A 15,271-nucleotide genomic window follows, 5' to 3' on the forward strand; every position below is an offset into this window, starting at 1 on the left:
ATAGGAACGCCACGAAAATCGGCAGGGTCAGTCGTCTTCGTCCTCATAGCCTGAAAGCGCCAGCGCCCGGGCGCGGATCTGATGCAGCCCGCACCAATGGACCAGCGCATCTTCGCGGCCATGTGTCACCCAAACCTCGCGCGGGGCGATTTCGCGAATCGTGTCGGTCAGCTCGTCCCAGTCGGCATGATCGGACAGGATGATCGGCAGCTCGACATTGCGTTGCCGTGCGCGCTGGCGCACGCGCATCCATCCCGACGCCATCGCGGTGACCGGATCGGGCAGCCGCCGCGACCAGCGATCATTGAGCGCAGAGGGCGGCGCCAGGATCAGTCGCCCCTGCAGCTCGCCCTTCGCCACGCCGGTCGCGGGCCGCAATTCGCCCAGATCGACGCCGAGTTCGCCATAAAGGTCGCACAGCCGCTGCAGCGCGCCATGGATATAGATGGGATCGTCGAATCCCATCGCGCGCAGCTCCGCAATCACCCGCTGCGCCTTGCCCAGCGCATAGGCGCCGAGCAGCACGCACCGTTCGGGCTCAGCACGCAGCCGCGCCAGCAGCTTGTCCATTTCGTCATGCGTTTCGGGGTGGCGGAATACCGGCAGGCCGAAGGTCGCTTCGGTAATGAAGACGTCGCACGAAACCGGTTCGAACGGCGCGCAGGTGGGATCGGGCCGACGCTTGTAATCGCCCGATACGATCACGCGCTCGCCGCGATGTTCGAGCAATATCTGCGCCGAACCCAGAACATGACCGGCGGGCAGATAGGTCACATCGACATCGCCGATCCGCAGCGTTTCGCCATAAGCAACCGGCACGCCGCTTTGCGCGCCATAGCGCACGCCCATGATCGCCAGCGTTTCGGCAGTCGCATGAACGACGCCATGGCCGCCGCGCGCATGATCGGCATGGCCATGCGTCACCAGCGCGCGTGGTACCGGACGCGACGGATCGACCCACGCATCGGCGGCGGGGACGTAAATCCCCTCCGGTTTCGGTTCGATCCAGTCTCCCAGCGGCATCAGGGTTAAATGGTTGCGGTGGCGCCGCGTTCCAGCCCCAGCCCTTTGCAACCTCGCGCTGCCGCCCTACCTCGGGCAGCGAATGGATCCGCCGCTCCCCTTGTTCGAAAGCCCCGCCGAAACGCTCCCCGAGCCCATCCGGCGCTGGTTCGAAGCGCGCGGCTGGACACCGCGCCGTCATCAGCGCGAAATGCTGGCGGCGGCGCGCATGGGGCGACATGCCTTGCTCGTCGCACCCACCGGCGCGGGCAAGACACTGGCCGGGTTCCTGCCCAGCATCGCCGATCTGGTCGATCACCCGACCGATCGCCTCCACACGCTCTATATCTCGCCGCTCAAGGCGCTCGCCACCGATGTGCAGCGCAATCTGCTCACGCCGATCGGCGAGATGGACCTGCCGATCCGCGTCGAAACGCGCACCGGCGACACCCCGCATGATCGCCGTCAGCGCCAGCGTGCGCGACCGCCCGAAATCTTGCTGACGACGCCCGAAAGCCTAAGCCTGATGCTGTCCTATGAAGACAGTTTCACGCTGTTTTCCGACCTTAAAACCGTCGTCATCGACGAAATCCACGCCTTCGCCACCGGCAAGCGCGGCGATCTGCTCGCGCTGGCGCTGGCGCGGTTGCAGAAAATCGCACCCGGCTTCCGCCGCGTCGGCTTGTCCGCCACGGTCGCCGATCCCGACGGCTATCGCGGCTGGCTCGCCCCGCATGGCGATATCGACAGCGTCGCGCTGGTGCAGGGCGACAAGGGCGCCGATCCCGATATCGCGATCCTGTTGCCCGATGGCCGCGTCCCCTGGGCCGGGCATTCTGGCCGCTATGCCATCGAACAGGTCATGGCGGAGATCGAGACGCACGGCACCACCATCGTCTTCTGCAACACCCGCGGGCTTGCCGAGCTTATCTTTCAGGATTTGTGGAAAGCCAATGCGATGAGCCTGCCGATCGGCATCCACCATGGCAGTCTGAGCATTGAGGCGCGGCGCAAGGCAGAAGCGGCAATGGCCGATGGCAGGCTGCGCGCGCTGGTCGCGACGGCCAGCCTCGACCTCGGGCTCGACTGGGGCAATGTCGATTGCGTTATTCAGATGGGTGCCCCCAAGGGGTCGTCACGCCTGCTCCAGCGGATCGGGCGCGCCAATCACCGGCTCGATGAACCCAGCGAAGCGGTGCTCGTTCCGGGCAATCGCTTCGAATATCTCGAGGCGCGCGCCGCGCTCGATGCTGTCGATGACGGCGAGCTCGATCGCGACGATTTCCGCCCCGGCGGGCTCGATGTGCTGGCTCAGCATATCATGGCCTGTGCCTGCGCCGCGCCGTTCACTGCCGATGCAGTGCTGGACGAAATCCGCTCGGCGCTCCCCTATTCGGCGCTGACCCAGGAAGAATTTGACCGGGTGCTCGGCTTCATCGCCGATGGCGGCTATGCGCTGCGCGCGTATGACAAGTTCAAGCGGCTGACGCACGGGCAGGATGGGCTGTGGCGCCTCTCCCACCCCAAATTCGCCGCGCAGCATCGCCTGAATGCCGGGATCATTGTCGAAGCACCGATGCTCGACGTGCGGTTCCGCAACGGGCGCAAGCTCGGCAAGGTCGAGGAGCTGTTCGCCGCGTCGCTGTCGCCCGGCGACACCTTCTTCTTCTCCGGCATCGCACTCGAAGTCGAAGGGGTGAAGGATACCGATCTGATCGTCCGCGCAACAAGCCGCCCGGCGCGCGTGCCGAGCTATATGGGCCTGCGCCTGGCGATGACGACCAACCTTGCCGACCGGGTGCGTGGCTTTCTGGCCGATGCGTCGCAATGGGCGCGCTTCCCCGACGATGTCCGCGAATGGCTGGAGATGCAGCGCTACCGCTCGGCGCTGCCGCAACCGGGGCAATTGCTCGTCGAAACCTTCCCGCATGAGGGGCAGCAGCATCTCGTCCTCTACAGTTTCGAAGGATGGAATGCGCATCAGTCGCTCGGCATGCTGATCACGCGGCGGATGGAGGCGCTGGGGCTCAAGCCGATCGGATTCGTCGCCAATGACTATGCGCTGGCCTGTTACGGGCTGGAGAAGATCACCGATCCGGCGGCATTGCTGTCGCCCGACATTCTCGAACATGAATTTGTCGACTGGGTGCAGGAATCGGCGTTGCTCAAACGCGCCTTCCGCGATGTCGCGGTGATCGGCGGGCTGGTCGAGCGCCAGCATCCCGGCAAGCGCAAGACCGGGCGCCAGGTCACCTTTTCGACCGACCTTATCTATGACGTGCTGCGCCGATATGAGCCCGACCATCTGCTGCTCCGCGCCGCCTGGGCCGACGCGCGCGCGCGGATGACCGATGTCGGACGGCTCGGCGACCTGCTCGACCGTGCGCAGGGCACGATGCTCCATGTCGATCTCGACCGGGTAAGCCCGCTCGCCGTGCCGGTGCTGATCATGATCGGCCGCGAAAATGTGACTCAGGCCGCAACCGAGGACGCGATGCTGGGAGAAGCCGAAGCGCTCGCCGCGCTGGCGATGCAGCGTTAGAGCGCTTCGGGCCCGATATCGCCCAGCACATGCGTGCAGAGCTGGCGTTCGGGCGTATCGTCGTCGGTCAGCGCCGCGACAGTGACCCAGCCCTGCGCACGCAACGTCTTCGCGGTTTCAGCATCGGTGCCAAAGGGCAGGAACAGCCGCTCGCGCTTGCCGGTGCCAAGTCCGGCATCGAGCACCGGATCGACATACAGCGAGAAACCGACCGCGGGCTCTTCGCTGCCATCCTCACGCAGCACCATGTAACTGCCGCCGCGCCCGATTTCGTTGCGCACGCCACCCGCGAACAGCGAGAAACCGAGCCAGCTTTGATATTCAAAGCCATGGCGTTCGGTGGGGTCGAGCGTCAGCGCGGCGTGCGGGCTGACTCCGGCGGCGATTTCGGCAAGTCCGTCGAGGCGGCTGGTAAGCAGCCCTTCGCCGTCGAATGCGCGCAGGCGCGTCATCGCGGCATCGAACGGCCCTGCAGCTTCGATCAGCGGCAGATAGCGCGCATCGATCGCGGCAACCCCGCCCGCATCCTTGGCATCGAGCCGTTCGGCTAGCGTCGCAAGCGCGTCCGACGACAGCGTGTCACCGGCCAGCGCCGGCAACAGATCGGGCAGCGTGAAATCGATGGCGATCCTGTCGATCCCGGCGGCCTGCAATGCCTCGACCGCTACTGCCGTGACTTCGCGCGCCGCCGCGACGCTGTCGAGCCCGATCAGCTCGGCACCGATCTGGCGCATCGCACGTTCGGGACGCAGCTCGCTTGCCCGCAATTTGAGCACTGGTCCGGCATAGGACAGCCGTACGGGCCGCGGGTGATGCCCCATGCGCGTCGCGGCAATCCGGCCGACCTGCGCAGTGATGTCGGGACGGATCGCCAACGTGCGCTGCGACACCGGATCGACGAAGCGCACCGCCTGTTCCATCCGCCCGGCCTTCAGCCGCCCGGCAAGCGAATCGGCGAATTCGGCAAGCGGCGGATCGACCTGTTCATAGCCATAGCCACGCGCAACGCGCAGCACCTCCGCCTCCAGCCGCGCGGCCGCGTCGGCGGACGGCGGCAGGCGATCGTGAAATCCTTCAGGGAGGAGTCCGGTCATTCTCTTTCCTCCCTCTCCCCGTCGGGGAGAGGGTCGGGGTGAGGGGCTGCGCCAAGCGCCTCGCCAATTGCGGCAAGCACTCCGTCCAGATTTTCACCGACGTCACGATTGGTGAAACGGATCACACGATACCCCTGCTTTTCCAACCAATTTGAACGCTGGGCATCCCTGCCAACAGAAATGCCATGACTTTCACCGTCGATCTCGACAACCAGCCTGTGCGAGCGCGCGACGAAATCGACGATATAAGCGCCGATAACAACCTGGCGGGAGAATTTCACGCCTTCAAAGCGGCGACCGCGCAAAGCGCCCCACAGTTTCTGCTCAAATGGCGTCGGCTGGGTGCGCATTCTCTTGGCACGATCGAGTAACAAAGGATCGATCTGCGGCACGGCCCCTCTCCCAACCCTCTCCCCAGCGGGGAGAGGGCACAAGGAAGTCAGAACGCCAGCGCCATTGCGGTCTTCACGCCCGGAAGCGCGCGGATCTTTTCGACCAGATCGCCGGTCACTTCCTGATCGACCGAGAGGAGCAGGATCGCTTCGCCACCCGATTCGCGACGACCAAGGTGGAAGGTGCCGATGTTGATCCCCGCCTCGCCCAGCGTGGTGCCGAGGCGGCCGATAAAGCCCGGCGCGTCTTCGTTGACGATATAGAGCATGTCGCCGGCCAGATCGGCTTCGACCTTGATGCCGAACAGTTCGACCAGACGCGGCTTGGCATCGCCGAACAAGGTGCCCGCGACCGAACGCTCCCCGGCATCGGTGTTCACCGTGACGCGCACCAGCGTGTGATAATCGGCTTCGCGCTCATGCCGCACTTCGCGCACGTCCAGCCCGCGCTCCTTGGCCAGATAGGGCGCATTGACCATGTTCACGGTATCCGAATAGCGCTTCATCAGCCCGGCAAGCACCGCGCCGGTGATCGGCTTCTGGTTGAGCTCGGCAGCGGCGCCTTCGACTTCGATCGCAATCGAATTGAGCGCGCCATGCGCCAGCTGGCCGACCAGCGAACCGAGCTTTTCGGCGAGCGCCATATAGGGCTTGAGGCGCGGAGCCTCTTCCGCAGACAGGCTCGGCATGTTGAGCGCGTTGGTGACGCCGCCCGACAGCAGATAATCGGAAAGCTGCTCGGCGACCTGGATCGCGACATTGACCTGCGCTTCGTCGGTCGATGCGCCCAGATGCGGGGTGGAGATGAAATTGGGCGCGCCGAACAGAGCGTTTTCCTTGGCGGGTTCGGTGGCGAACACGTCGAGCGCGGCGCCCGCGATATGGCCGCTTTCGAGACCCGCCTTCAACGCCGCTTCGTCGATCAGGCCGCCGCGCGCGCAATTGATGATGCGCACGCCCTGCTTGGTCTTGGCGAGGTTTTCCGCCGACAGGATATTGCGCGTCTGATCGGTCAGCGGCGTGTGCAGCGTGATGAAATCCGCGCGCGCGAGCAGCGTGTCGAGATCGGCCTTTTCGACGCCGATTTCGATCGCGCGTTCGGGCGTGAGGAACGGGTCATAGGCGACGACCTTCATCCGCAGGCCCAGCGCACGGCTGGCGACGATCGAGCCGATATTGCCCGCGCCGATCAGGCCCAGCGTCTTGCCGGTCACTTCGACGCCCATGAAGCGGTTCTTTTCCCACTTCCCCGCCTGAGTCGAAACATCGGCTTCCGGAATCTGGCGGGCAAGCGCGAACATCAGGGCGATGGCATGTTCGGCGGTCGTGATCGAATTGCCGAACGGCGTGTTCATCACCACCACGCCCTTGGCCGAAGCGGCGGGGATGTCGACATTGTCGACGCCGATCCCGGCGCGGCCCACCACCTTCAAATTGGTCGCGGCTTCGAGGATGTCCCTGGTGACCTTGGTCGACGAACGAATGGCGAGGCCATCATAATCGCCGATGATCGCCTTCAGCTCATCGGGCGTCTTGCCGGTGATTTCATCGACTTCGATGCCGCGCGCACGGAAGATTTCGGCGGCCTTGGGGGACATTTTGTCGGAGATCAGGACCTTGGGCATTTTCAAACCTTTCGTCGCCCCTGCGCAGGCAGGGGCCTATCGCTGTTCGGTGCGCATGGCCGGCTGACACAAGGGCTGTGCGAATTGTGTCAGCGGCCAGCGATGCAATGGAGAGACATGGGCCCCTGCCTTCGCAGGGGCGACGGAATCAGCCGGCCTTGGCAGTGGCATAGGCCCAGTCGAGCCAGGGGCCGAGCGCTTGAATATCGGCAGTGTCGACGGTCGCGCCGCACCAGATACGCAGCCCCGGAGGAGCATCGCGATAACCGGCGATGTCGAGCGCCGCGCCTTCCTTTTCGAGCAGCCCCGCCATCTTCTTGATGAAGTCGGTATCGGCGCCTTCGACGGTCAGACACACGCTGGTCTTCGAGCGAATGCCGCTATCGACCGCGAGATGGCCGAGCCAGTCGCGATCCGCGACGATCTTGTCGAGCGCATGGGCATTGGCGTCCGAGCGCGCGATCATGCCGTGCAGCCCGCCGATCGACTTGCCCCATTCGAGCGCGAAAATCGCGTCTTCGACCGCAAGCATCGACGGGGTGTTGATCGTTTCGCCCTTGAACACGCCCTCGGTGAGCTTGCCACCCTTGGTCAGGCGGAACACCTTGGGCAGCGGCCATGCCGGGGTGTAGCTTTCGAGCCGCTCGACCGCGCGCGGGCCGAGGATCAGCACGCCATGCGCGCCTTCGCCGCCCAGCACCTTCTGCCAGCTGAACGTGGCGACATCGATCTTGTCCCACGGCAGGTCATAGGCGAACACCGCGCTGGTCGCATCGGCGAAGCATAATCCTTCGCGATCGTCGGCGATCCATTCGCCATCGGGAACGCGCACGCCGCTGGTCGTGCCGTTCCAGGTAAACAGCACGTCGTTCGACCAGTCGACCGTGTCGAGATCGGGCAGCTGGCCATAATCGGCGCGCAGCACCGTCGGCTCGAGCTTCAATTGCTTGACCGCATCGGTGACCCAACCCTCACCGAAGCTTTCCCACGCCAGCGTCGTCACGTCGCGCGCGCCGAGCATCGTCCACATCGCCATTTCAAAGGCGCCGGTGTCGGATCCCGGCACGATGCCGATGCGATGGGTGTCGGGCAGGTTCAGCATCTCGCGCATCAGGTCGATGCAATAGGCGAGACGCGCCTTGCCGATCTTCGAACGGTGCGAGCGGCCGAGCGAATCGGACGCGAGCTTTGCAGCATCCCAGCCCGGAGGCTTGGCGCAGGGACCCGAAGAGAAAAAGGGGCGTGCCGGCTTGGCGGCGGGTTTTGCGGACGCAATGGTGGCGTCGGCAGCAGTCGTATCAGTCATGTCAGTCTCTCCTTGCAGAGAGCACGCGCGGCGTTGGGACCGCGTGGCCCGTCGGCCGCACTAAAGATGGCGAGCCGGATGTCAATGGCCTGCGGGCGCCGCTTAACTTCTGAGTAACCACGATGTGCGATACCGGCTGAACGATGGCGACCCCCCGCACCCTCGCTATATTGCTGCCTGTCCTGCTTACCGGATGCCTGTTCGGCGGCGGTGGCAATGATCGCGTCACCAGCAATCAGCCGATTCGCCCACGCGCCAGCGGTCCGATCGAGATGGGCGGCGCGCCGACGGCGGAAACCCGGCAATGCGAGGCCGATCTGACACGCGACAATGTCCGTTTCAGCCCGCTGCCCGATCGCGATTTCGGCGGCGGATGCCTGGTGACGGGCGCAGTCGAGCTGCTCGACATCGGCGTGCCGGTGAGCGGCCTCAAATCGATGCGCTGCCCGCTTGCCAAGACATTCACGGCCTGGGTCCAGCATGGCGTCGCGCCGGCCGCGCGCGAGATTCTGGGCAGCCCGCTGGTCAAGGTCGAAAGCCTGGGCACCTATGCCTGTCGCGGTATCGTCGGGGCGGGCGCCGCGGCTTCGCGGCGACTTTCGGAACATGCCCTCGCCAATGCCGTCGATATTTCGGCATTCGTTCTGGCCGATGGTCGCCGGATCACGATCGAGCATGACTGGCATTCGAACGACCCGGCGATTCGCCAGTTTCTTCAGATTATCCAGCGATCGGCCTGCCGCCGTTTCCGGACGGTGCTGAGCCCGGATTACAATGCCGCCCATTACAACCATTTTCACATGGATATGGGCCGCGGCCCCTTTTGCCGCTGACGCCGCGATGCTTGCGCCGCAGCGCCAATAGAGTATCGCTTGTCCAAATGAACGAAGATGCACGCGTCCCGTCCCGCGTATTCCGACGGGCCGAAGAAGATGCCGAGTCCGCGCGTACCGCCGGCGGAGGCACTCCCCAGACCGAAGACCCCGCATATCGGCTCGCTTTTCAGGATCTCGATTTCCTGCTGCGCGAAGATTTGCGCCCGGTGCGCTTTCAGCTCGAATTGCTCAAGCCGACATTGCTGCTCGACGAAGCGGAAATCGAATCGCTGTTCGTCATCTATGGCTCGGCGCGCATTCCCGAGCCGTACAAGGCGCAATCGCTGCTCGAACTGGCCGACACGCCCGAATCGAAGCGTGTGGCCGAGCGGCTGGTCGCCAAGTCCAAATATTATGATGTCGCCCGCGAACTCGGGCGGCTGGCCAGCGGCTGCCCGCGCGACGAAAACGGCAAGCGCCACTTCGTCGTCTGTTCGGGCGGCGGCCCTTCGATCATGGAAGCGGCGAATCGCGGCGCGTGCGACATGGGCTGCGAAACCGTCGGCCTCAACATCGTGTTGCCGCACGAACAGGCGCCCAATCCCTATGTGACGCCGCACCTCAGCTTCCAGTTCCACTATTTCGCGCTGCGCAAGATGCATTTCCTGCTGCGCGCGCGCGCTGTTGCCGTGTTTCCGGGCGGATTCGGGACGTTCGACGAATCATTCGAACTGCTGACGCTGATCCAGACGGGCAAGATCGAACCGATTCCGGTGCTTTTCTATGGCAAGGAATTCTGGACCCGCGTCGTCAATTTCGAAGCGCTGGTGGAGGAAGGGGTGATCTCGCCGCGCGATCTCAACCTCTTCCACTTCGTCGAAACCGCCGAGGAAGGCTGGGAGATCGTCCAGAATTTCTGGCGCAACCGGCGCGATTCGCAGCAGGACTGAACGCCCGCTACGCGCCAAGCAAAAAGGCCGCTCCCCGATTGGGGCAGCGGCCTTTTTCTTGCTTGGTCCGAACGGTTATTCGGCGGTGGCTTCGGCGGGAGCCGCCTCGTTCGATACCGCTTCGTCGCCAGCCGCATCGCCCGATTCGGCTGCAGGCGCTTCCGCCCCGTCCGCCGGAGTCGCTTCTTCTTCGGCCGGGGCCGGAGGCGGCGGGAAGGGCAGGTTCGAACCCTGGGCGTTGAGATAGGCGATCACGTCGGCGCGATCCTGGGGATCGGGAATGCCGGCGAACGTCATCTTGGTGCCCGAAGCATATTTGCGCGGGCTGGTCAGCCATTCGTCGAGCGCTTCGAACGTCCAGTCGCCCGGCACGCTCTTCAGCGCGTCGCTATAGGCGAAATTGCCGAGATGGCCGTGCGGCTTGCCGACCACCGCCCAGAGATTCGGGCCCAAACCATTGGGACCGCCCTGCGTGTCGGTGTGGCAGGCAGTGCACTTGCCCTTGAAGATCGATTCGCCCTTGGCGAGGTCGACTGCGGCAAGGCGCGTGGCGATCGGCGCCACGGCTTCTTCGCCGCCGCCTTCGGTTTCCGCCGCCTCGACCGGATAGCCTTCCTTCTCGGGATGATGGTCGATGAAGATACCACCGCTCACGATCGAAAGGCCAAGCGCAGCGACTGCGCCAGCCAGAGCCCATCCTGCGATCGTATTCGTGCGGTCCTGCATCTTATCCGGTGCCCCTGGAAGAAAGTGGTGCTCCTTTAGAGCGCCCTTCCTTCCATCGCAAGCCGGGCTTGCAGACAAACGAAAACAGAGGCAATCGCACCGCCCCATGGAAAATTTCGCAGCACCGGCCCGTCCTATCGTCGCCGAAATGATCGAGAAGGCGGCAAAAGAGCCGCACCGGGCCGTCGCCTTTCAGGGCGCACCGGGCGCCAATTCGCATCTGGCCGCGCTCGAAGCCTTTCCCGATTGCCTGCCGCTGCCCTGTTTCAGTTTCGAGGATGCGATCGACGCAGTACGCGAAGGGCGCGCCGATTGCGCGCTGATCCCGATCGAAAATTCGCTGCATGGCCGCGTCGCCGACATGCATTTCCTGCTGCCCGAATCGGGACTGGTGATCACCGGCGAGCATTTCCGCCAGATTCGCCACGCGCTGCTCGGCACCGGCGCGATCGAGGATGTTCGCGAGGCGATGAGCCATGTCCAGGCGCTCGGCCAGTGCCGCCACTGGCTGAAGGAACACGGGATCAAGCCTGTGGCCTATCCAGACACGGCGGGTGCGGCAGCGGTCGTCGCCGAACTCAACGACCCGGCGATCGCCGCGCTCGCGCCGGCGGGATCGGCCGGAATCTATGGCCTGGACGTGCTGGCCGATGATCTTGCCGATGCCGATCATAATATGACGCGCTTCGTCGTGCTTGCGCGGGCGGCGGGCCCGATCGCGGGCGAGGGGCCGTTCATGACGACCTTCATATTCGAAGTCCGCAATATCCCCGCCGCGCTCTACAAGGCGCTGGGCGGGTTCGCGACCAACGGCGTCAACATGACCAAGCTGGAAAGCTATCAGCGCGGCGCGAGCTTTGCGGCTTCGGAATTTTATGCCGATATCGTCGGGCGCCCCGGCGACCCGGCAGTCGATCGCGCGCTCGAGGAACTGGGCTTCCACACCAAATGGGTGCGGTTGCTCGGCACCTATGCCCAGGCGCGCGCGCGTCCCGACTGACGGTTATTCGACTCCGGCCCAGACACTGAGCAGCGTGTGCGCGATGGCGATCGGCGGCGGCGCGCCGAACGGCGCATCGGGATCGCCCGCCAGCGCCGCGCGCACTTCGTCGCGCGTGAACCAGCGCGCATCCTCGATCTCATTGGGATCGATGGTGATGCGGTCGTCCAGCGCTTCCCCGACACAGGCGATCATCAGCGAAGACGGAAACGGCCAGGGCTGGCTGGCGATATAGCGGACATTGGCGACGCGAACGCCCGATTCCTCCAGCGTTTCGCGCGCCACCGCTTCCTCGATCGATTCGCCCGGTTCCAGAAAACCCGCCAGCGCCGAATAGCGCCCCGGCGCCCAGCTCGCCTGACGTCCGAGCAGTGCGCGCCCGTCATGTTCGGCGATCATGATCACGACCGGATCGGTGCGCGGATAATGTTCGGCGCCGCAATTGCCGCATTTGCGCGCCCATCCGGCGCGGAACGGCGCGGTTTCATGACCGCACCGGGCGCAGAATCCATGCCGCTTGTGCCAGTCGGAAACACTGCGCGCGGCGGCATAAAGCGCCGCTTCCCATTCGGGCAGCCGCGTGATCGCATCGAAAATACCGCCATGGCGCGCACCATCGGCAGGCTGCGGATCGAGCCGTGTGAAATGCGCGACATCGTCGATCAGCCCCAGCAGGATGAGCGGTTCGCCGTCATCAACCGTCTGAAGCGGGGTCCAGCCGAGCCGGTCTTCGACCAGCACCGGATCGAGACCGTTCAGATCGAGCAGTTTCGCACGCGGATCCCGCCGGACCTTTTCCAGCGCGGCGGCATCGTGGCGCAGCCAGTCGGCGCGATCGACGATCCCGCCGGTAAATCCCGGCGCCTTCACCGCGCCATGTCTGCATAGACGGCACCGACCGAATCGGCACGCAGCGGCCATTTGTCGGGCGGCATGAAATTGACCATCACCGTGCCGCGTACGCCATTGGTCGGATCGACCCAGGCGACGGTTCCCGCCGCCCCGCCCCAGCCATAGGTGCCCTTGCCCGCACCGCCCGGCACGCTGACCAGATAGACCGACCCGCCCGCGCCATAGCCCAGATTTCCGCCCGTCGTACCGCCGGTAACGCCGCCGATCCCGCCGAACTGCACCCCTTCGGGCAACAGGTTCGACATGGCGAGCTGCACCGTTTCGGGCTTCATCACCCGCACGCCGTCCAGTTCGCCTTGGTTGAGGAGCATGTGAAGGAACCGGTCATAATCGCGCGCCGACATCACCAGCCCCGCGCCACCATAGGGAAAGCTCGGCGGCTGAAGGAAAACCGATGCCTGGCGCGGATCGATCGGAATGCGGCGCGACCCCAGATAGAAATAATTGGTCGCGAGCCGCCCCGCCGCGCTTTCGGGCACGGTCCAATAGCTCGATTTCATGCCGAGCGGATCGAATATCCGCTGTTGCACGAATGCGTCGAACGGCATGCCGCTCGCCACTTCGATCACGCGGCCCATCACGTCGAGGCCGATCGAATAGCTCCATTTGGTGCCCGGATCGGCGATCAGCGGAAGCGTCGCCACGCGATCGGCGAATTCGGCGAGCGTTTCGGGACGCGTCTTTCGGAATTCGACTTCCTGCTGCACATTCACCTGGCCGGGATTGATGCCCAGCCGGTTATATTCGGCGAGCAACGGCCCGGTCGTGATGATCGAATAGCCCAGCCCGGCGGTGTGCGTCAGCAAATGGCGAATCGTGATCGGCCGCGCGGCGGGCCGGCTGTCGAGGCTGTTCTCCGGGTCGGTCAGCACGCGCATCTGCGCAAAGCCGGGGATGAAATCGGAAACCGGCTGGTCGAGCCCGATCTTACCCTCTTCGATCAGGATCATCGCCGCCATCGCCGTGATCGGCTTGGTCATCGAATAGACGCGCCACAGCGAATCGGCATCCGCAGCGGGCGCATCGGCTTGCTCGGCGATCCGCCCCGCGCTGACGAAAACCGGGTCGCCGCGTCCGCCATAGGCGATGACGATGCCCGGCACCTTGTCCTCGGCGACATAGCGGTCGGCCAGCGCCTGGGTTTCGACCGAGGCGGGAACCATGGCGGCGACGGGCGGCGTACGAACGCTTGTCTGGCCGATACAGGCTGTGGTGGCGAGCAGCGCGGCGGCGATGCCGGCAAGGCCGAAACGGTTCAGATTGCGCATCTTTCTCTCCCGAATGCGCGGGCGGCCTTGGCAAACACCGTCGGCAATCCCGCCGCTTCCATCTCGTCCACCGGCCACCATATGCCGCTGTCGATTTCAGGTCGCACGGTTACGCTGGTCTTCGCAAGCGCGACGTCGAGCCGGAAATGGGTAAAGCCATGGCTGACGATCGTTTCGGAAATATGCCAGTCGGCACGGACCGGCGCGCCTTCGGTTCCCGGCGGCGTTGCCTGCCAGGGTCCGGTCGGCAGCGCGCGCATGCCGCCCAGCAATCCCTTGTCCGGCCGCCGCACCAGCAGCACCGCGCCGTCCTGTTCGACCCAGAAAAAAGTGCCGTGCCGCTGCGGGCGCACAGCCTTGGGCGTCTTGCGCGGATAGGTTTCCGGCGCGCCTTCGGCAAAGGCCGCGCAATCGCGCTGCAATGGGCATAGCAGGCATTTGGGCGCGCGCGCGGTGCAGATCATGCTGCCCAGATCCATCATCGCCTGCGCGAAATCGCCGGCCCGGCGTTCCGGCGTGATCGTGTCGGCCAGCGCGTGGATGCGCGGCTTGGCGGCCGGAAGCGGCGCTTCGAGCGCGAACAGGCGCGAAACGACGCGCTCGACATTGGCATCGACCACCACCGCGCGTTCGCCGAACGCGATCGCGGCGACCGCCGCCGCCGTATAGCCGCCGATGCCGGGCAGCGCGCGAAGTTCCGATTCGGTGCGCGGCAATGCGCCGCCATGGTCCTGCGCCACCGCACGGGCACAGGCGAGCAGGTTGCGGGCCCGCGCATAATAGCCAAGCCCCGCCCATGCCGCCATCAGATCGGCGTCCTCCGCCGCAGCCAGCGCAGCGAAATCGGGCCAGCGCGCCGTGAATTTCTCGAAATAGGGCTTCACGGTCGCGACCTGGGTCTGTTGCAGCATCACTTCGGACAGCCAGACGCGATAGGGATCGGCGGGCGGCGCGCCGGGGGGCGCGCGCCAGGGCAATTCGCGGGCATGCGCATCGTACCAGGCGAGCAGATCGCGCGCCGGATCGGACTTTCGGGCGCGAGGAAGATTGTCGGACACACCCCGGCTATGGCATGGGTGGCAGCTAATGAAAAAGCCCGTCCCCACTTCTTCGCGAAAATCGGCCGCCGAGCCGCAGCGCAGCCTGCGCCCGCGGCCCGTCGCCGAGCTGTTGCCGGACGTTGGGCGCGCCACATTCCGCAAATTCGGTTTCGTCCAGCATTCGGTGGTGAGCCGCTGGCGCGAAATCGTCGGCGAACGCTTTGCCGGGGTTTCCGCGCCGGAATCGATTCGCTTCCCGCACGGCAAGCGCGCCGAAGGCGTGCTGACATTGGTGACCGGCGGCGCGCATGCGCCGATGCTCCAGCATCTGGGTCCCGAGATCGTCGAACGCGTCAATCGCTTCTTCGGCTATCCCGCCATCGCCCGTGTGGCGATTCGCCATGGCGAAGTGCCACGCGCGCCACAGCCCCCCGCCCGGCCCGTTCCCGCGCCGATATCGGAAGAGCTGAGCGAAAGCCTGCGCCATATCACCGATCCCGAACTGCGCGCCGTGCTCGAAGCGCTGGCCGCCGGGGTTTCGAAATCGACCCATATTCCCAAGCTGGGCAAGATCAGCTGAGATACCTGCCCCGCCCGTT

Annotated in this window: 14 protein-coding genes; 5 read left to right on the forward strand and 9 right to left on the reverse strand. The window is 65.1% G+C overall.

The window, feature by feature from the left end; translation table 11 throughout:
- Positions 1-27: 27 nt before the first annotated feature.
- Positions 28-1,023: a ligase-associated DNA damage response exonuclease gene (locus tag DKB74_RS09140; RefSeq protein ID WP_109807849.1), complete on the reverse strand. Its 996-nt coding sequence runs from the start codon at positions 1,021-1,023 to the stop codon at positions 28-30.
- A gap of 82 nt (positions 1,024-1,105) precedes the next feature.
- On the opposite strand from DKB74_RS09140, the gene DKB74_RS09145 reads away from it, so the two are divergent.
- Complete coding sequence (locus tag DKB74_RS09145; protein ID WP_109807850.1) at positions 1,106-3,544, forward strand: ligase-associated DNA damage response DEXH box helicase; 2,439 nt, start codon at positions 1,106-1,108, stop codon at positions 3,542-3,544.
- Here the strand turns inward: DKB74_RS09145 and DKB74_RS09150 are convergent.
- The 4 genes from DKB74_RS09150 to DKB74_RS09165 all read right to left on the reverse strand — a co-directional run bounded on the left by DKB74_RS09150 (position 3,541) and on the right by DKB74_RS09165 (position 7,961).
- Entirely contained in the window at positions 3,541-4,638 is a 1,098-nt protein-coding gene (locus DKB74_RS09150; RefSeq protein ID WP_109807851.1) for an ATP phosphoribosyltransferase regulatory subunit, read from the reverse strand. The genes DKB74_RS09145 and DKB74_RS09150 overlap by 4 nt on opposite strands.
- Positions 4,635-5,030: an endonuclease domain-containing protein gene (locus DKB74_RS09155; protein ID WP_239987447.1), complete on the reverse strand. Its 396-nt coding sequence runs from the start codon at positions 5,028-5,030 to the stop codon at positions 4,635-4,637. Before DKB74_RS09155 ends, DKB74_RS09150 begins: the two co-directional genes overlap by 4 nt.
- A gap of 47 nt (positions 5,031-5,077) precedes the next feature.
- A complete protein-coding gene (gene serA, locus DKB74_RS09160) occupies positions 5,078-6,655 on the reverse strand; it encodes a phosphoglycerate dehydrogenase (RefSeq protein WP_109807853.1) in 1,578 nt (525 codons plus the stop codon).
- A 148-nt stretch (positions 6,656-6,803) separates the two neighbouring features.
- A complete protein-coding gene (locus DKB74_RS09165; protein WP_109807854.1) occupies positions 6,804-7,961 on the reverse strand; it encodes a phosphoserine transaminase in 1,158 nt (385 codons plus the stop codon).
- A gap of 143 nt (positions 7,962-8,104) precedes the next feature.
- On the opposite strand from DKB74_RS09165, the gene DKB74_RS09170 reads away from it, so the two are divergent.
- Together DKB74_RS09170 and DKB74_RS09175 are read left to right on the forward strand one after the other, a co-directional pair.
- Entirely contained in the window at positions 8,105-8,794 is a 690-nt protein-coding gene (locus DKB74_RS09170) for an extensin family protein (RefSeq protein ID WP_109807855.1), read from the forward strand.
- Positions 8,795-8,841: 47 nt separating this feature from the next.
- Complete coding sequence (locus tag DKB74_RS09175; RefSeq protein ID WP_109807856.1) at positions 8,842-9,726, forward strand: LOG family protein; 885 nt, start codon at positions 8,842-8,844, stop codon at positions 9,724-9,726.
- Between the two features lie 75 nt (positions 9,727-9,801).
- Here the strand turns inward: DKB74_RS09175 and DKB74_RS09180 are convergent, their stop codons facing one another.
- Positions 9,802-10,452: a c-type cytochrome gene (locus DKB74_RS09180; protein ID WP_109807857.1), complete on the reverse strand. Its 651-nt coding sequence runs from the start codon at positions 10,450-10,452 to the stop codon at positions 9,802-9,804.
- 106 nt (positions 10,453-10,558) lie between these two features.
- Between DKB74_RS09180 and DKB74_RS09185 the strand changes: the two genes are divergently transcribed.
- Positions 10,559-11,452 (forward strand): prephenate dehydratase, encoded by an 894-nt coding sequence (locus DKB74_RS09185; protein WP_109807858.1) that lies wholly within the window; start codon positions 10,559-10,561, stop codon positions 11,450-11,452.
- A 3-nt stretch (positions 11,453-11,455) separates the two neighbouring features.
- Here the strand turns inward: DKB74_RS09185 and nudC are convergent, their stop codons facing one another.
- From nudC to mutY, 3 genes are read right to left on the reverse strand one after another with little or no spacing between them, the layout of a single operon-like run.
- Positions 11,456-12,322 carry an NAD(+) diphosphatase gene (gene nudC / locus DKB74_RS09190; protein WP_109807859.1) on the reverse strand — a complete coding sequence of 289 codons (867 nt, stop codon included), beginning with the start codon at positions 12,320-12,322 and terminating at the stop codon, positions 11,456-11,458.
- Positions 12,319-13,632: a serine hydrolase domain-containing protein gene (locus DKB74_RS09195; RefSeq protein WP_109807860.1), complete on the reverse strand. Its 1,314-nt coding sequence runs from the start codon at positions 13,630-13,632 to the stop codon at positions 12,319-12,321. Before DKB74_RS09195 ends, nudC begins: the two co-directional genes overlap by 4 nt.
- On the reverse strand, positions 13,620-14,690 hold the full coding sequence (mutY, locus tag DKB74_RS09200) for an A/G-specific adenine glycosylase (RefSeq protein ID WP_239987448.1): 1,071 nt from the start codon (positions 14,688-14,690) through the stop codon (positions 13,620-13,622). Before mutY ends, DKB74_RS09195 begins: the two co-directional genes overlap by 13 nt.
- 28 nt (positions 14,691-14,718) lie before the next feature.
- On the opposite strand from mutY, the gene DKB74_RS09205 reads away from it, so the two are divergent.
- A complete protein-coding gene (locus tag DKB74_RS09205) occupies positions 14,719-15,252 on the forward strand; it encodes a DUF721 domain-containing protein (protein WP_109807861.1) in 534 nt (177 codons plus the stop codon).
- Positions 15,253-15,271: the final 19 nt, after the last annotated feature.

The organism is Stakelama portus, from assembly GCF_003171655.1.
GTDB lineage: Bacteria > Pseudomonadota > Alphaproteobacteria > Sphingomonadales > Sphingomonadaceae > Sphingomonas > Sphingomonas portus.

Bases quoted from the DNA above. Each gene is read 5' to 3' on its own strand.
- DKB74_RS09145 (WP_109807850.1), top strand. From the start codon at position 1,106: ATGGATCCGCCGCTCCCCTTGTTCGAAAGCCCCGCCGAAACGCTCCCC.
- DKB74_RS09205 (WP_109807861.1), top strand. From the start codon at position 14,719: ATGAAAAAGCCCGTCCCCACTTCTTCGCGAAAATCGGCCGCCGAGCCG.
- DKB74_RS09170 (WP_109807855.1), top strand. From the start codon at position 8,105: ATGGCGACCCCCCGCACCCTCGCTATATTGCTGCCTGTCCTGCTTACC.
- DKB74_RS09185 (WP_109807858.1), top strand. From the start codon at position 10,559: ATGGAAAATTTCGCAGCACCGGCCCGTCCTATCGTCGCCGAAATGATC.
- DKB74_RS09180 (WP_109807857.1), bottom strand. From the start codon at position 10,452: ATGCAGGACCGCACGAATACGATCGCAGGATGGGCTCTGGCTGGCGCA.
- DKB74_RS09150 (WP_109807851.1), bottom strand. From the start codon at position 4,638: ATGACCGGACTCCTCCCTGAAGGATTTCACGATCGCCTGCCGCCGTCC.
- DKB74_RS09140 (WP_109807849.1), bottom strand. From the start codon at position 1,023: ATGCCGCTGGGAGACTGGATCGAACCGAAACCGGAGGGGATTTACGTC.
- DKB74_RS09195 (WP_109807860.1), bottom strand. From the start codon at position 13,632: ATGCGCAATCTGAACCGTTTCGGCCTTGCCGGCATCGCCGCCGCGCTG.
- DKB74_RS09165 (WP_109807854.1), bottom strand. From the start codon at position 7,961: ATGACTGATACGACTGCTGCCGACGCCACCATTGCGTCCGCAAAACCC.
- DKB74_RS09175 (WP_109807856.1), top strand. From the start codon at position 8,842: ATGAACGAAGATGCACGCGTCCCGTCCCGCGTATTCCGACGGGCCGAA.
- serA (WP_109807853.1), bottom strand. From the start codon at position 6,655: ATGCCCAAGGTCCTGATCTCCGACAAAATGTCCCCCAAGGCCGCCGAA.